The sequence below is a fragment of the Roseburia sp. AM23-20 genome, assembly GCF_003470905.1.
GTDB lineage: Bacteria > Bacillota > Clostridia > Lachnospirales > Lachnospiraceae > Roseburia > Roseburia rectibacter.
The window spans coordinates 1-15,730 of sequence record NZ_QRHS01000007.1 but is presented as its reverse complement, the minus strand read 5'-3'; the positions used below and the strand labels follow the sequence as shown (position 1 = coordinate 15,730).

The 15,730-nt window shown below is 40.0% G+C and carries 13 protein-coding genes and 1 pseudogene; 10 read left to right on the top strand and 4 right to left on the bottom strand.

The annotated features are described in order from the left end of the window. The first annotated feature begins 108 nt into the window (after positions 1–108). The gene (locus tag DW650_RS07385) at positions 109–1,683 is read left to right on the top strand and encodes an N-acetylmuramoyl-L-alanine amidase (RefSeq protein ID WP_243102886.1); all 1,575 of its coding nucleotides are present in this window, start codon (positions 109–111) and stop codon (positions 1,681–1,683) included. Positions 1,684–1,784: 101 nt separating this feature from the next. Here DW650_RS07385 and DW650_RS07380 read toward each other — a convergent pair whose 3' ends face one another. Continuing rightward, positions 1,785–2,513, bottom strand: coding sequence for an alpha/beta hydrolase (locus DW650_RS07380; protein WP_118209503.1), 729 nt, complete (start codon positions 2,511–2,513; stop codon positions 1,785–1,787). 111 nt (positions 2,514–2,624) lie between these two features. Further along, the gene (locus tag DW650_RS07375; RefSeq protein WP_117613823.1) at positions 2,625–3,029 is read right to left on the bottom strand and encodes an LptM family lipoprotein; all 405 of its coding nucleotides are present in this window, start codon (positions 3,027–3,029) and stop codon (positions 2,625–2,627) included. Positions 3,030–3,288: 259 nt separating this feature from the next. Here DW650_RS07375 and DW650_RS19715 point away from each other — a divergent pair, with 259 nt between their 5' ends. The 7 genes from DW650_RS19715 to cbiB all read left to right on the top strand — a co-directional run bounded on the left by DW650_RS19715 (position 3,289) and on the right by cbiB (position 9,842). Beyond that, complete coding sequence (locus tag DW650_RS19715) at positions 3,289–3,498, top strand: hypothetical protein (protein ID WP_199654216.1); 210 nt, start codon at positions 3,289–3,291, stop codon at positions 3,496–3,498. A gap of 244 nt (positions 3,499–3,742) precedes the next feature. Then, positions 3,743–4,381: a class I SAM-dependent methyltransferase gene (locus tag DW650_RS07365; protein ID WP_118209502.1), complete on the top strand. Its 639-nt coding sequence runs from the start codon at positions 3,743–3,745 to the stop codon at positions 4,379–4,381. Positions 4,382–4,478: 97 nt separating this feature from the next. After that, on the top strand, positions 4,479–6,161 hold the full coding sequence (locus DW650_RS07360) for an AAA family ATPase (protein WP_118209501.1): 1,683 nt from the start codon (positions 4,479–4,481) through the stop codon (positions 6,159–6,161). 333 nt (positions 6,162–6,494) lie between these two features. Continuing rightward, positions 6,495–7,748: an ATP-binding protein gene (locus DW650_RS07355; RefSeq protein ID WP_118209500.1), complete on the top strand. Its 1,254-nt coding sequence runs from the start codon at positions 6,495–6,497 to the stop codon at positions 7,746–7,748. Between the two features lie 21 nt (positions 7,749–7,769). Continuing rightward, positions 7,770–8,150 (top strand): bifunctional adenosylcobinamide kinase/adenosylcobinamide-phosphate guanylyltransferase, encoded by a 381-nt coding sequence (locus DW650_RS07350; protein WP_118209499.1) that lies wholly within the window; start codon positions 7,770–7,772, stop codon positions 8,148–8,150. Beyond that, entirely contained in the window at positions 8,123–8,860 is a 738-nt protein-coding gene (locus DW650_RS07345; protein ID WP_118209498.1) for a histidine phosphatase family protein, read from the top strand. The genes DW650_RS07350 and DW650_RS07345 overlap by 28 nt, the downstream gene beginning before the upstream one ends. A 4-nt stretch (positions 8,861–8,864) precedes the next feature. Further along, entirely contained in the window at positions 8,865–9,842 is a 978-nt protein-coding gene (cbiB, locus tag DW650_RS07340; RefSeq protein WP_118209497.1) for an adenosylcobinamide-phosphate synthase CbiB, read from the top strand. Between the two features lies 1 nt (position 9,843). Here cbiB and DW650_RS07335 read toward each other — a convergent pair whose 3' ends face one another. Beyond that, the gene (locus DW650_RS07335; RefSeq protein WP_330414611.1) at positions 9,844–10,044 is read right to left on the bottom strand and encodes a winged helix-turn-helix transcriptional regulator; all 201 of its coding nucleotides are present in this window, start codon (positions 10,042–10,044) and stop codon (positions 9,844–9,846) included. A gap of 3 nt (positions 10,045–10,047) precedes the next feature. Between DW650_RS07335 and DW650_RS20600 the strand changes: the two are divergent. Beyond that, positions 10,048–10,422, top strand: a pseudogene (locus DW650_RS20600) (ROK family protein); the annotation flags it as partial. 31 nt (positions 10,423–10,453) lie between these two features. On the opposite strand, the gene DW650_RS07325 reads toward DW650_RS20600, so the two are convergent. Further along, positions 10,454–10,807 (bottom strand): helix-turn-helix domain-containing protein, encoded by a 354-nt coding sequence (locus tag DW650_RS07325; RefSeq protein ID WP_118209495.1) that lies wholly within the window; start codon positions 10,805–10,807, stop codon positions 10,454–10,456. 151 nt (positions 10,808–10,958) lie between these two features. Between DW650_RS07325 and DW650_RS07320 the strand changes: the two genes are divergently transcribed. Further along, positions 10,959–15,730 (top strand): leucine-rich repeat protein (locus DW650_RS07320; protein ID WP_147403009.1); only part of this gene is annotated, 4,772 nt, incomplete at its 3' end.

Genomic DNA, 15,730 nt, shown 5'->3' with positions numbered 1-15,730 from the left:
ATGCACTGCGGACTAAAGTATTAATATCGCAGTACCTGAAATATGCACTGTGGACTAAAATATTTATATAAATGAATGAAAAAGAAAAAAGATAGAGAGTGAACGGATTTGAATGCAGAGAAGCGAAGAAAAAAACGACTGAGAAACCTGGTATGCATAGTATATTGTTCGCTGCAGCTTCTGATCGTTCTTGCGTTATTTAAAGGGATGGGGAGTTTGCTGCACAAGCTGGTTCCGGCAGGCATTGACCTTTCACAGATCGAAGGGAAGATCGTGGCGGTTAATGACGAGCAGGAGAAGCAGGATGAGATAGACGAGAATAAACTGATCGTATGTTTAGATGCCGGGCATGGCGGAAAAGATAATGGATCTGATTACAGGCTTCGTTATGAAAAAAATGACAATTTAAAAATAACACAGGCAGTGGCAGCATATCTTACTGACAAGGAAAATGTGCAGGTTATCATGACACGTTCGGATGATACATTTTTGTCGTTAGAGGAGCGGACAACCTTTGCAAACCAGAATAATGCCGATTATTTTGTGTCGCTGCACCGAAATACCGGTGAGGGAAATGGCGTAGAGACCTGGATCCGCAGTGATGCAGATGATAAGGCACAGTCACTTGCCCAGAATATCATGGACAATCTGGATGCTGCAGGAGTTTCAAGAAACCGCGGCGTAAAGAAAGGAACACAAAAGAGCGAGAGCAAAGATTATTATGTAAATCTGCACACAAACATGCCGGCATGTATCGTTGAACTTGGTTTTATGAACAGCCCGACGGATAACCAGTTGTTTGATGCAAACCTTGACAGTTACGCGAAAGCAATCGGGGATGCTGTATTAAAAACGTATGAGTCCTATGGAAAAGACGGAACAGACGCTACAGAATCGGTAGAGGATGTTCCGAGTACGGAAGACCAGACATCTACGGAAACAGGCACAGGCACGACCGGACAGGTGCTGCAGAATACGCAGATTGAAAACGTAGCTTCTTTAGATGCGACCAGTCATGACTGGGGACTTGGCAGCCACACGGATGACGAAAACCGTCCGCTTGACGCCATCAATGCACAGGAAACTTATGGAAAATATAATGCGTACTTCATCGGTGAAGATACAAAAGATATTTATCTGACATTTGATGAAGGTTATGAATACGGACAGACCGAGAGCATTTTAAATACCTTAAAAGAAAAAGGTGTATCTGCTACATTTTTTGTAACGGAACCATATGCGAAGGACAATCCTGATCTGGTAAGACGTATAATTGATGAAGGTCATGTGCTTGGAAACCACAGTGTGACACATCCATCTGCGGGTATGCCATCATTGACTTTAGATAAGCAGGAAAATGAGGTAACAGAGAATCATGCCTATATCAAGGAAAACTTTGGGTATGACATGTACCTGTTCCGTTATCCGACCGGAAGATTCAGTGAGCAGTCGCTTGCACTGTTAAATAACTGTAATTATAAGAGTATTTTCTGGAGTTTTGCATATCTTGATTATGATGTCAATAACCAGCCGGATCATGTATCAAGCCTGCAGAAGATGAAAGATAAACTCCATCCGGGTGCGATTTATCTGCTCCATGCGGAGTCGGAGACGAATGCAGCAGTGCTGGGTGATTTTATTGATGCTGTGAGAGCTGCGGGATATGGATTTAAGAATTTTTAGATGGTAAAAAATAATATAGTTTAAAAATGGAGCTGTCGCACTAGCTGATTAAAATTAGCAGTATCTCAGCTCCTTTTTAGAGTGTTTGGATTACATTTCTATTACTTTTTTAGCACTGATGTGCAGATGGATACGGTTTCTCTCCATTGTTCATCATGGGAAATCGATGCATCATGGTCACCTTTTTGTGCACCGTAACTTCCAAAACCGGCATGATTTCCTCCTTCGATCACATGTTCCGAATAGTCAGCGGGCATAAGGTCACGGCTGGTTACAACTTTGTCCATGTTTAAGACACCGTCATTGCTGCCATATATGGAAATAACCGGAAAAACAGCTTTTGTAAGATCACTGGTGGAATAGGAAGCAAGCAGGATCAGTCCGTCTAAATCATTTAAATGCTTCCCTGCATAGCTTGCAGCCATGGCACCACCGAGGGAATGACCAGCCAGATACCAGTGTTCATAGGAATAATCCGCCACGAAGTCATCCGCTTTATTCATACCAAAGAAAGCAAGGTTGCAGGGCATTTTGACAAGAAAACAGTCGATGCCGTTTTCCGCGATCAGCTTTAGCAGAGGGGCGTATGCGGCTGCTTCCACTTTTGCACCGGGATAGAAAATAAGCGCATCTTTCGTACCTGGTCCGTTAAAAAGCATGCCGGTATCCGTGGAACTTACCGTTACGGTATCGGAGGAGGTTAAAGCCTCATCTACATCAACAGCGTGATAGTAGTCATTGACATACCAGACGCTGATACCGCAGAGTGTAAGAATCACGGCAAGCAGTATAATAAGGATAATTTTTGATTTACGTTTTGTGTTAGTCATTTGAAGTTCTTTCTTAAGTTGTATGTTTGAAGGAGGGCCAGAAGGCAGCTGCTCATTATTTTACCTTCTTTTGAGAATCATAAACCTATGCACCTTAAACAGGAATTTATTTTAATATCCATGGTCAACATGTTGCCATTGTCCGCCGTTTGTTCTAACTAAAATCCACTTCCAATCATTGTATGTACTATTTGGATTCAGAGAACCATCTCCTCCAGATGAATCAACATCGAATGAAGATAGCAAAACAATGACTTCATCTGCATTGTTCCTATCTGCCCAATCTTGATGGTCTTTAGAGCTGTCATCCCCTGCATAATAAATTTCTGTAAGAGTACATCCATTCCAGTTGCTCTTAAACTCTTTTTTTATGGTGTCAATAGCAGCTGCAATGTCCTCTTCAGAATATATTTCAGATTCTACATTATGCGTATTTACTTCATTAACATTTCCGCCACAAGCACTCAAACTAAATACAAGCAGAATACATAGCATTGCACATACAATCTTTTTCATAATTCACACTACCTCCATCAATTCCGATTTGTTACGTTGAAATTATAGCCGATGCAGGGAGCGTTTTCAAGCAATCCTGATTTATCTGACTATATTATGCCAGACTTCATAATATGTGTGGACTGCAGTCAGGGACATTCCAGTGGAGAAAGTGATGGTATTTGAAGATAGAAAGCATTGGGAATATGTGATAAAATTTAAAAGCAGCATATCAAATGATGATACCTATTTAGAAACGATAGTATAAGGATTAAGGGGTATGGAAATAAGAAAAAGCACAACAGAAGATACAAAGCAGGTTATGGCAATTTTTGAAACGGCAAAGGTATATATGATTGCGCATGGGAATAAAACGCAATGGGGAGAAGGATACCCTGATGAGAAAATATTAAAAACGGATATAGATGCCGGAAACAGCTATGTAAAGGAATCGCCAGAGCATGTTTTGAATATTGCATTGAACAGATAGACTATATTCGTATTGATACACACAAAGATAATATTTCTATGCAGACTGCAATTGAACGGTTTGGATTCCGCAAATGTGGAAATATATATGTCAGAGATGGAGCTGAACGGATAGCGTATGATTATTTGAATGAATAGTATTAAGATACTTTCTTTTTCAGGGTTGGTATGGTATCATGATTATGGTTAGTTAATGCTAACTATGAGATTTGACAAATCACCAGACTGTAAAGGAGAAAACGGAAATGTTTACAGAACAGAAATATAAGGATTTATCGATAAAAGAATTTACCAAAGCTGCGGAAGTATATGATTCCGGGCATGCGGGTGTGTATGAAATGTGTAAGGACGATTATCCGCCGGTTCTTGAAGAATTAAAAAAATATCCATTTCAGGAACTTTTAGATGTGGGGTGTGGAACAGGTCCAATGATAGAACTTTTGGTGAAAGAATTTCCTGACAGGAATTATACGGGAATCGATCTGACGCCCCGCATGATCGAAGTGGCACAGGAGAAAAAACTTGTCCATACCAAATTTTTAGTCGGAGACAGTGAGAATCTTCCTTTTGCCGAAAACACGTTTGATGCAGTGATCTGTACGAACAGTTTTCATCATTATCCGAATCCCCAGGCGTTTATAAATGGAGTGGCACGGGTGTTGAAGAAAAGCGGAAAACTGGTATTGCGTGATTACACGAGTAATAATTTTATGATATGGTTAATGAATCATATCGAGATGCCGTTGGCACATCTTGGCGGGCATGGAGATGTAAGAATTTACAGTTGCATGGAAGTGCGTAAAATGTGCGAAACAGCAGGTTTAAAAGTGATAAAATTAGAGAGACAGAAAGGGTTTCGTATGCATCTTGTAGCAGAAAAGTAATGAGGCTTCGTTTATAGTCAAATATTGTTTTTTGGATATTCATCCGCTATACTAATGGTTAAGTGTAGCGGATTTATTTTCAGGGAGGTTTCCATGCATGGATAACAGATTAAAATTACCAGTAGGAATTGAAGATTTTGAAGAGATCCGGAAAGAGGGATTTTATTATATCGATAAAACAAAACTGATAGAGCAGCTTTTGATGAGCTGGGGAAAGGTAAACCTCTTTACGCGTCCGCGGCGTTTTGGCAAGACTTTGAATATGAGTATGTTTAAAACATTTTTTGAAGCTGGTACAGATAAGTCTGTTTTCGACGGACTATATATTTCCCGCAACAGAAAAATATGTGAGGAATATATGGGAAAGTATCCGGTTATTTTCCTGTCACTTAAGGGCGCAGATGGATTGACTTTTGATGCAGCCTTAAAACGTATCATTACTACCATAAAAAATGAAGCCCGCAGACATTATTATCTAAAAAACAGTGAAAAACTGGTAGATGAAGAACGTATGCAATATGATAAACTTTTATCAGGACAGATGGAAGATTTGTCAGACAGTATTCGTCTGCTGTCAGAACTTTTATGCAGACATTACGGAGAAAAAGTGATCATTATCATAGATGAATATGATGTACCGCTGGATAAAGCATTCAGTAATGGCTATTATGATGAAATGGCAGAACTTATTCGTGGACTATTAGGGCAGGCATTGAAAACGAATGATTTCCTGCAATTTGCCATCTTGACAGGATGTTTAAGAGTATCGAAAGAGAGTATCTTTACAGGAATTAATAACTTTAAGGTGTTATCTGTCATGGATACAAGATTTGATGAGCAATTCGGATTTACCGATGAAGAAGTAAAAAAAATGCTTCTGGATTATGGATTATCGTCGCATTTTGAGGAAGTAAAGGAATGGTATGATGGTTACAGATTCGGTAATGCAGATGTATATTGTCCGTGGGATGTTGTAAATTACATTGATTTATTGTGTGCTGATCCCAATGCCACACCACAGGATTTCTGGTCAAATTCCAGCAGTAACTCTATCGTACGCAGGTTTATTGACAAGGCAAACGTCCAGACAAAATCGGAAATAGAGCAGTTGATCGCAGGAGAAAGCATTGAAAAGGACGTTTCGCAGGAACTGACGTACAATGAGATAGACAGAAGCATAGAAAATTTATGGAGTGTACTTTTGACTACGGGATATCTGACACAAAATGGCCGTACAGTAAGTGGAAAATATTTGTTGAAAATTCCAAATAGAGAAATAAGAAATCTGTTTACCAGACAGATAAAGGAATGGTTCAGTGAGGTGTCAAAAAGTGATGGAAAAACGCTCGAAGAGCTTTGTGAGGCATTCGTAAAGAAAGAACCGGAAAAGATAGAAAAGATATTTGGAAATTATCTGTGGAATACCATAAGTATCAGAGATACTGCGGTCGCAAAGGAAAAGAAAGAAAATTTTTATCACGGTGTTCTTTTAGGACTGTTAGGCTATAAATCCACATGGCGCACAATATCCAATGCAGAGTCAGGTATTGGTTACAGTGACATACTTATCGAGATTGGAGAAAACAGGATGGGTATTGTAATCGAATTAAAATATGCAGAAGGCGGAGATATGGATGCAGCATGTGAGGAAGCACTGCAGCAGATCGAAGAAAAAGACTACATTGCAAGATTAAAGCAGGATGGTATGCAGAATTTTATAAAATATGGCATAGCCTGTTTCCGGAAAAATTGTAAGGTGGTTATGGCAGACTCCATTTAGATATTGTAGAAGAGGGAAAGATATTGAGCCATTTTTCAAACAAAAGAAGGAAGTAACATTGCAACACATTCCCCGTTTATGCTTGGAACGTTGAATGCAAAAATCTATAATATCGATACGGAAGACTACCGTATCTGTGAATGGTATGAGCTTGAAAACTCAATAATAACTGGCATAAAAATAGCATGAAACCATCTGGTTTTCTTCTATAAGTGCTACATAAAAAAGTGCAAATGTACAAAAAATAGTAATGGCTATGGAAATAAAAATAATTTAGTAGTAAAATAATACTACCAAAATTTGTGCAAAGCACAAAAATAAGGAACGGATACTATGGAGATTAAGAGAGATTTATATCTTGAACAGTTAAAAGTAAAAAAAGATAACGGAATGATTAAGATTATCACGGGAATCAGGAGATGCGGCAAATCATTTCTGTTATTTGTGTTGTTTAAGAAATACTTATTGGAAAGTGGTGTAGATAATGACCACATTATTGAGATTGCTTTAGATGGCATTGAAAATGAGGAGTTGAGAGATCCAAAGAAGTGTTATCAGCATATTAAAGATATAATGAATGATGATCAGAAATATTATCTGCTCTTGGATGAAGTACAGTTTATGCCACGATTTGAAGAAGTGTTGAACAGTTTGCTTCGTATCAGTAACATTGATGTGTATGTAACTGGCAGTAATTCTAAATTTTTATCCAGCGACATTGTAACTGAATTTAGAGGCAGAGGAGATGAAATCAGAATTTATCCGTTGTCCTTTGCAGAGTTCTATGCGGCTTTTAACGGAGATTATGATGATGCGTGGGAGGAATATATGATATATGGTGGTTTACCGCAAGTGGCACAATTCTCTGCGGAACGCCAGAAAACGGAGTATCTTAAAAATATTTTTACCAATGTTTATATCAAGGATGTAGTAGAGCGAAACAGGATTCAAAATGTTGATGAAATCGGAACTTTGGTAGATATACTGGCGTCTGTCATTGGGACTCCTACCAACCCAACTAAAATATCAAACACCTTTAAAAGTGAACGAGGAATCAATTATAGCAATAAAACTATATCTAACCATATTGATTATTTGGCAGAGGCATTTTTGATTTCTAAAGCGAACCGGTATGATATTAAGGGCAGAAAATATATAGGAGCCAATCTGAAATACTATTTTTCGGATGTTGGACTTAGAAATGCAAGACTGAATTTTAGACAGCAGGAGCCGACTCATATTATGGAAAATATTGTTTATAATGAGCTGCTTGTGCGTGGTTACAATGTGGATGTTGGAATTGTGGATGTATTTGCAAAAAATAGTGAAGGAAAGAGAGTGCATAAGCAGTTAGAGGTTGATTTTGTAGTAAATCAGGGCAGTCAGAGATATTACATTCAGGTCGCTTATGATATGACTACAGAGGAAAAGCAAACACAGGAACTTAATTCGTTTCGAAATATTCCGGATTCATTTAAGAAGATTGTTATAGTGAATGGAACGAAAAAGCCATGGAGAAATGAAGAAGGATTCGTATTCATGGGCATGAAATATTTTCTGCTCAATGCAGATAGTTTGGAGTTTTAGTGTGGCAAATTGGAGGTTAAGATGAGACTGGTTTTAGGTGGAATAGCACAGGGAAAACGCGATTATGTAAAAACTGCATATCAGATTTCAGAGAATGACATTTTTTCCGGTGAACAAACAGAACTTGAGCAGTTAAGCGGTGTAGTGGCGGTAGATCAGTTCCATCTGTGGGTCAAAAGAAAAATAAAAGAAGGCGCAGATGTACCGGAACTCACAGAAATATTTATAAAGCAGAATCCGGACTGTATCGTGATCTGCGATGAAGTCGGATGTGGTGTAGTACCGGTCGAAAAAGAAGAAAGAGAATACCGGGAGCAGGTCGGAAGGATGCAGATCGTTCTTGCAAAAGCCTCGGAGAGTGTGGAGCGTGTGATATGCGGGATAGCGCAGAAAATCAAATAGAAATGGTCTTTATCCGGCATGGCGAGACAGAATCAAATCAGAGAAAAAGTTATCTTGGCTGGACGGATGAGCCACTTTCTGTGGAAGGACGTGAAGTGATTGCACAGAACAGAAAAAAATATCCGGATGCAGATTTTATTTTTACAAGTCCGATGTTAAGGTGCAGACAGACAAAAGAGATTATATATGGCAATCAGTCCTGCCAGATCATAGAAAAATGGAAAGAGATGAATTTTGGCAGTTTTGAAGGGAAAACTTATCTCGAATTAAATGGAAATAAAGATTATCAGAGATGGATCGACAGCGGTGGAACGCTGCCCTTTCCGGATGGGGAGAGCCGGGAAGAATTTATCCTGCGGTGCAGAGCCGGGCTCATGGATTGCCTGACCAGATTGACAGAAAAAAAGAGCGATACCTTTCGTTCGGAAGATCAGAGTAAAAAGATAAATAAGATCTGTTTTATAGAGCAGGAAAATGAGCCGAAAAAAGCATCGCAGCAAAAAAAAGTACAGGGAAAAGTTGTCTGCGTCGTACATGGCGGCACGATCATGGCATTATTTGACAGCTATGGAAAGGGTTCCTATTTCGATTATCAGTGCAGGTGCGGACAGGGGTATGAATGTACATTGTCTTATACCACAGATGAAAATGGAGCAGTGGATGAGACTTCGATTTTTATAACAGATGAAAAATTAATTTTGGGAGAGTAACGATATGTATTACCATATGATTGCATTTCTGGCAGGATTTCTGTTAGATCTGCTGATGGGAGATCCGCACTGGCTGTATCATCCGGTGCGCCTGATCGGAAATCTGATCGTTGCAATAGATCATAAAATGCTTGATGTATCAGGCATAAGAAATGAAAAAAAAGAATGGCGTGCAGGCATCTGGCTTGTAGTGATCGTATTATCTGCTACAGGTCTGGTAAGTATTTGCTTACTTCTGGGGGGGTATGTACTCAATCCCGTAGCAGGCTGCATTTTAGAGAGTATCATGACATATCAGATTCTTGCGACAAAGTGTCTGAAAGTCGAGAGTATGAAAGTGTACGAACGTCTGAAGGCAGAGGATCTTGACGGTGCAAGAAAAGCAGTGGCAATGATCGTGGGACGTGATACGCAGAATCTGAATGAAGCAGGTGTTGCAAAAGCAGCAGTGGAGACGGTAGCGGAAAATACATCGGATGGTGTGATCGCACCGATGATCTATTTAGCGATCGGCGGACCGGTTCTGGGATTTTTGTATAAGGCAGTCAATACGATGGATTCGATGGTGGGATATAAAAATGACCGCTATCTGAATTTTGGAAGAACGGCGGCAAAACTTGATGATGTGGTAAATTATATTCCGGCACGTATCAGTGCGGCACTGATGATCGCTGCAGCTTATCTGCCGGGAAAACAGTTTTCCGGGAAAGATGCACTGCGCATTTTTAAACGTGACCGTTATAACCATGCAAGCCCCAATTCTGCCCAGACCGAGGCAGCCTGTGCAGGTGCCTTAAATCTTCGTCTGGCAGGGGATGCAAGTTATTTTGGAAAAATCGTGAAAAAGCCATATATCGGGGATGATATCAGACCAGTGGAAGCAGAAGATATTGCGCGGGTAAATGTGCTTTTATATCGGAGCGCAGTGATTGGGGAATGTTTGTGTCTGTTAATTCTTATGGGAATAACGTTGTTCATTTAATCTAAATTTTCTTCCCCCCCCATTTTAATATTTCAAAAAATACCGGCAGCAGTGCTTTTCCTTTTTCGGTTAAGGAATATTCCACATGGGGTGGAATCTCATTAGACTGCTTTCTGTGAATGATCCCAAGCTCCTCTAAATCTCTTAAGGTGTTCGTAAGCATGGTATTTGTGATGCGTGGATATATAAGTCGTACTGTCATGCAATGGGGATGCTCATCACCGCAAACCATATAGAAATGGTGCTTGTCAATCTGGGCGATGAGATTATAAAAAAGGAACGTATCCGCTTAAAATTTACAACAGAATTATCTTATTGTACAGAAGCTGCAAAAAAGGTAAAAATTTTTTTGGCTGGTGAGTCTGCAGAGAAAACATTGCTTGGAATTGGGATTGCGATTTCGGGAATCGTTGACCAGAAAGAACGGATCGTTTTAAAATCCCATGCGCCTGTTCTAAAAAACTACAGTCTGCGTTTTTTAGAACAGGCGATCGGAATCCCGGTATATTTTGAAAATGATGCAAATGCGGCGATGCTGGCGGAAAAAACAGGGGAGTACTCCAATGTAATCTATCTGTCTTTGAATCACACATTAGGGGGTGCATTCTGCATCAACGGAAAGCTGTTTTTGGGGCAGAACCATTTTCAGCTGTTTCGTCTGCGAGTGCCTGAACCAGAGCCTGTACTTTGGGCGAGAGCCGTCTGTAATATTCTAAAACACGCTGTTCACTCTGCGTGATGGAATCTTTCGGATATACTTCATACCGGAAGGGAACATCTGTGTAACCGATCAGATAATCAACAGAAGTATCAAAGAAATCTGCCATGTGAAGAATTACATCAAGATCCGGTTCCGCAAGAGCATGCTCATATTTAAAGATTGTCTGCTGTGTGACATGAAATACATCAGCGACAGCCTGCTGACTCATATGTTTTGATTCACGTAGTTCTTTTAATCGTACCATGCAATAAATCTCCTTATCGTTCTACTTTATCAATAAAAAATGTAACTATATAAAACATACAGGTTGTATTGATAACAGCTAATAAGTGTTATATAATGGATGAAAAGAATCTGAACTACAGAAGAAACATATCTGTGAAAGGAGAACAGTTATGAAAAAACGAATGATCGCATGGCTGCTTTGTGCCTGTATGACATTGACCGCAGCACCGGAGATGCTGCTGGCGGATGTGGCAGGAAAAGAGCATCAGCAGACACAGGAAGAAAACAGTTTTAAAGAGAAAGAGACTGTGGAAACACAGACTGCAGAACAGGATGATGAAAAGTCGACAGTGACAGAGAAAAAAGAAACAGACCAGGCAGATGAAGAAGATCATAATGCCGGAAGTCTGGCAGAGGAAGAATCTGGGATGGCTGAGACGAAGATTGTCACGGAAGAAGCAGAAGATTCGGACGCGGAGATTGTTACGGAAGAGACGGAAATAAATGAATCAGAGTCAGCTGGGAATGTCTGGACAAGCGAATCGGAGGTGATGGAAGATTCAGAGACGGGGATTGTCACGGAAGAGACGGCAGAAACAGAGCAGGTTGAAACCGAGACAGTTACGGAAGAAACGGAAAGTATCGAATTGACCGCAGAAGAACAGGAGCAGATCGAACAGGAGGTTATGGATGAGATCTCATTTTTTTCTGCGTCTGACTCGTACAGTCTTACAGAAGAACAGCTTTGCATGTTAGCACCATCATATCTGAATAATCAATCATATGATGATATTATTGCAAAATGTGGAGATATGTCTTTAGAGGCAATCAACAGTGTCTCTGCTACCGATGAGACAGTTGCGTCATTTATGTACAGCATAAAGACAGGCAGCAGCGTTTTGTGGAGTGAATTCTGGTCAAAATGCAATCTTGGCGATAACACTTATGAAAGTTTTGAAAAACAGGCTGCAAGGAAGGTTGTATATGAATATTTGCAGGCAAATCAGAACCTTACCAAAACAGCGGGAGAGGTAGAGAAAAACTTAAAGGTTGTCAATAAAGTATACGATTTTTTGAAAGACAAGGATAAAGAGGCATATCGGAAAACTCTGGTGGAGAATAATAAAAATAAATTGATGTCAGATGAAAAAATCGGGGAAATGGTGGACGGTTTATATGAAAATATGGACATGTTCATGAAATTCACAAATGATACAAATGAAATTTTCCTGATGGTCAGCGGTATGATCGAAATACAGGAGATCGAAGTTCAGGCAATCGACGATCTTATGATCGTTCATGAACATGTCAAAGATCCGTCTATCTATAATGAACTGATTGCATTGCGCAATGAAATTGTGGAAAACCCGGCGCAGTATATTGTAGATAATTATCTGTCAGATAAAGTACTCAGTGCCTTGCAGAAAGAGGCAAAAAAAGCAGCTGGAAGTATTGTTTCTGGCGTGTTTGATTACAGCAACCTGCCATGGGGAATCGTGAATAAAGCGGCTGGGATGATCGCTTCTGTGTATGAACATTACAATCCATCTGTTTCGGATATCGTCTATTCATCATTGTTATATCAGTACTGGATGGATTCGAACCGGGCAGTCGCACATTACCAGCATTTGTTTTACACTGGAAAAGGAACAACAGATGATATGCGTTATCTTGAGGCAGCAGTTAATTTTAATGCAGCATGCACGAAAATGCTGCTTTCAAAATCGAAAAATCTGGTAAAAAGCAGGGATAAAAGGTTATATTCGAAGATGGACTGCTGGGAAAGCAGCATGGGTTCGGAAGTAAATTATGAACTCTACATTAATAGCTGTCTTTCCAATGCCACAAAGGCAGTGCAGGATGGCACATTGACGATCAAAGACGATTCTGTAACGATCAGGGATAATAATGGAAATGTCATTGACGAAAATTATGACAGCACAGCCAGTATCAAAGCAAAGTTTGCAGCCATTCAGAGCCAGTACAAACCGAATGTGGGGCAGACCTGGAACGGTGACTGGGGTGGAGCGATTCAGTGTTTTGGATTTGCAAGAATGGTATTTTATCAGTTGTTCGGCTGTAATATGCCAAACCGTTATTATGGAAACGCAAAGTATAAATACCAGAGTGAAGAAAATGTAGATCTGGTGGGACAGATTTCGGGAAGCAGTGTGACAACAGACAGTGCAAAAAATCTGTTACAGCAGGGAAAACTCGGTGATATCATACAGGCATGTGGCAGTGGTAACGGCGGACAGCATACGATGGTGTTTGTCAGTGCGGATGATAACGGTGTCACGGTATATGACTGTAATGCAAGGTTAAGTGCGTCAGAACCGGCATGTGTGATCCATCAGTGGACGATAAAATGGAGTACCTGGGCATCATATTATGGCACCAGTGACAGCTCCAGTGAAAATGGAATTTCCCTGTACCGTGCATCTAATTATGCCCAGATCTATGGTGACGGGGATGGAATGTTTTATGATGATTCCGTTAATTTCGTCATTGAAAATGGTGTGCTGAAAAAATATAACGGATGGCAGACTTTCGTGGAAATACCGGATACGGTAACATCAATCGGGGATGAAGCATTTAAAAATAATACAAGTATGGTATCGGTCAGCATACCGGATAGTGTAAAAAGCATTGGAGACAGTGCGTTTTACGGATGTACGTCACTGCTTGGTGTTGTGATACCGGACAGCGTGGAGAAGACAGGCAGATGTGCATTTCAGAAGTGCAGTAAACTGGCGAGTGCGTATTTGCCGGTGAATGAGAAGTTTACATATATGAATGTATATATGTTTGAGTCATGTACGTCATTGAAGAAGATAGAGATACCAGATAATGTGACAGATATTGATGGAAATGCATTTGCAGAGTGCAAAGAATTGACGGACGTAAAATTATCAAAAAATTTAAAAACGATGGGTTGGCAAGTATTTGGAAATGATAATAAGTTAAATGAGATAGAGATACCAAAAAGTTTGGAAGAATGTCGGTATTCCGTGAATAGTGCTGGCATTGATGGAGGAGCATTTGATAACTGTGCAAATTTAAAAACGGTAATGTTTGAAGAGGGAACAACTGAAATAGCGGAAGGGTTATTTGCAGGCTGTACAGGAATTGAACAGATAAGAATACCAGATACCGTAACGGTAATTGAGAGTGGAGCATTTGGAGGCTGTATTAATCTGAAAGAGATTACTGTTCCAGATAATGTAACAGAGATTCAGAGATCTGCGTTTGAATATTGCAGTTCACTAAAAACAGCAAAATTATCGGAAAATCTGAAAAGTATTGGTATTTGGGCATTTGGAGACTGTAATGTTTTAAAGAGTATAAAAATACCAGACAGTGTGACAGATATTGACGGAAATGCATTTGCAGAGTGCAAAGAATTGTCGGACGTAATATTATCGAAAAATTTAAAAACGATGGGCTGGCAAGTGTTTGGAAATGATAATAAGTTAACGGAGATAGAGATACCAAAAAGTTTGGAAGAATGTCGGTATTCCGTGAATAGTGCTGGCATTGATGGAGGAGCATTTGATAACTGTGCAAATTTAAAAACGGTAACTTTTGAGGAAGGAACAACAGAGATAGCGGAAGGGTTATTTGCAGGCTGTACAGGAATCGAGCAGATAACAATACCAGATACCGTAACGGTAATTGAGAGTGGAGCATTTGGAGGCTGTATTAATCTGAAAGAGATTACTGTTCCAGATAATGTAACAGAGATTCAGAGATCTGCGTTTGAATATTGCAGTTCACTAAAAACAGCAAAATTATCGGAAAATCTGAAAAGTATTGGTATTTGGGCATTTGGAGACTGTAATGTTTTAAAGAGTATAAAAATACCAGACAGTGTGACAGATATTGACGGAAATGCATTTGCAGAGTGCAAAGAATTGTCGGACGTAATATTATCGAAAAATTTAAAAACGATGGGCTGGCAAGTGTTTGGAAATGATAATAAGTTAACGGAGATAGAGATACCAAAAAGTTTGGAAGAATGTCGGTATTCCGTGAATAGTGCTGGCATTGATGGAGGAGCATTTGATAACTGTGCAAATTTAAAAACGGTAACTTTTGAGGAAGGAACAACAGAGATAGCGGAAGGGTTATTTGCAGGCTGTACAGGAATCGAGCAGATAACAATACCAAATACCGTAACGGTAATAGAGAGTGGAGCATTTGGCGGATGTATCAATCTGAAAGAGATTGATGTTCCAAATAGTGTAACAGAAATTCAACGATCTGCATTTGAATATTGCAGTTCACTAAAAACAGCAAAATTATCGGGAAATCTTGAAAGTATTGGAGTATATGCATTTGATAACTGCACCAGTCTGACAGAGGTGCATTTGTCAAATATCCTTAAAGAGATACCATCAAGCACTTTTTCCGGCTGCAAGAAGTTAACCACCATCAACTTCCCATCCACCCTGACCACGATCGGGAACTCCGCATTCTCTGGCTGTGAATCCCTACCGGAAGCAATACTTCCATCCGGGGTAGAAAAAATAGAAAGCAACGCATTTAAAAACTGTAAATCCCTGAAAAAAGCAGTGGTGCCGGACACGGTATCATCCATCGGAAGTTCTGCCTTTTACGGCTGCGAAGCCTTGACCGACATCACGCTAGGCAGCAAGTTAAAGAAAATTGAGAGCCAGACATTCTACGGCTGTACAGCCCTGCCATCCATCATGATCCCTTACAATGTGACCACGATCGGTGACAGTGCCTTTGTCAACTGCACGAAGCTGACGCAGATCACAGTCCCGCGCAACACAACTTCGATCGCATCAAATGCATTTTCTTATCCAAAGAAAATGACGATGTACGGTCCGTCTGATTGCTATGCCCAGACTTATGCAAGCGGAAAAGGAATCAAGTACGTCACACAGGATATTCATGCAACCTCAGTCAGTCTGGA

Coding starts and splice junctions, on each gene's coding strand:
- DW650_RS07380 (WP_118209503.1), bottom strand. CDS start 2,513: ATGACTAACACAAAACGTAAATCAAAAATTATCCTTATTATACTGCTT.
- DW650_RS07375 (WP_117613823.1), bottom strand. CDS start 3,029: ATGAAAAAGATTGTATGTGCAATGCTATGTATTCTGCTTGTATTTAGT.
- DW650_RS19715 (WP_199654216.1), top strand. CDS start 3,289: ATGGAAATAAGAAAAAGCACAACAGAAGATACAAAGCAGGTTATGGCA.
- DW650_RS07365 (WP_118209502.1), top strand. CDS start 3,743: ATGTTTACAGAACAGAAATATAAGGATTTATCGATAAAAGAATTTACC.
- DW650_RS07360 (WP_118209501.1), top strand. CDS start 4,479: ATGGATAACAGATTAAAATTACCAGTAGGAATTGAAGATTTTGAAGAG.
- DW650_RS07355 (WP_118209500.1), top strand. CDS start 6,495: ATGGAGATTAAGAGAGATTTATATCTTGAACAGTTAAAAGTAAAAAAA.
- DW650_RS07350 (WP_118209499.1), top strand. CDS start 7,770: ATGAGACTGGTTTTAGGTGGAATAGCACAGGGAAAACGCGATTATGTA.
- DW650_RS07345 (WP_118209498.1), top strand. CDS start 8,123: ATGCGGGATAGCGCAGAAAATCAAATAGAAATGGTCTTTATCCGGCAT.
- cbiB (WP_118209497.1), top strand. CDS start 8,865: ATGTATTACCATATGATTGCATTTCTGGCAGGATTTCTGTTAGATCTG.
- DW650_RS07335 (WP_330414611.1), bottom strand. CDS start 10,044: ATGACAGTACGACTTATATATCCACGCATCACAAATACCATGCTTACG.
- DW650_RS07325 (WP_118209495.1), bottom strand. CDS start 10,807: ATGGTACGATTAAAAGAACTACGTGAATCAAAACATATGAGTCAGCAG.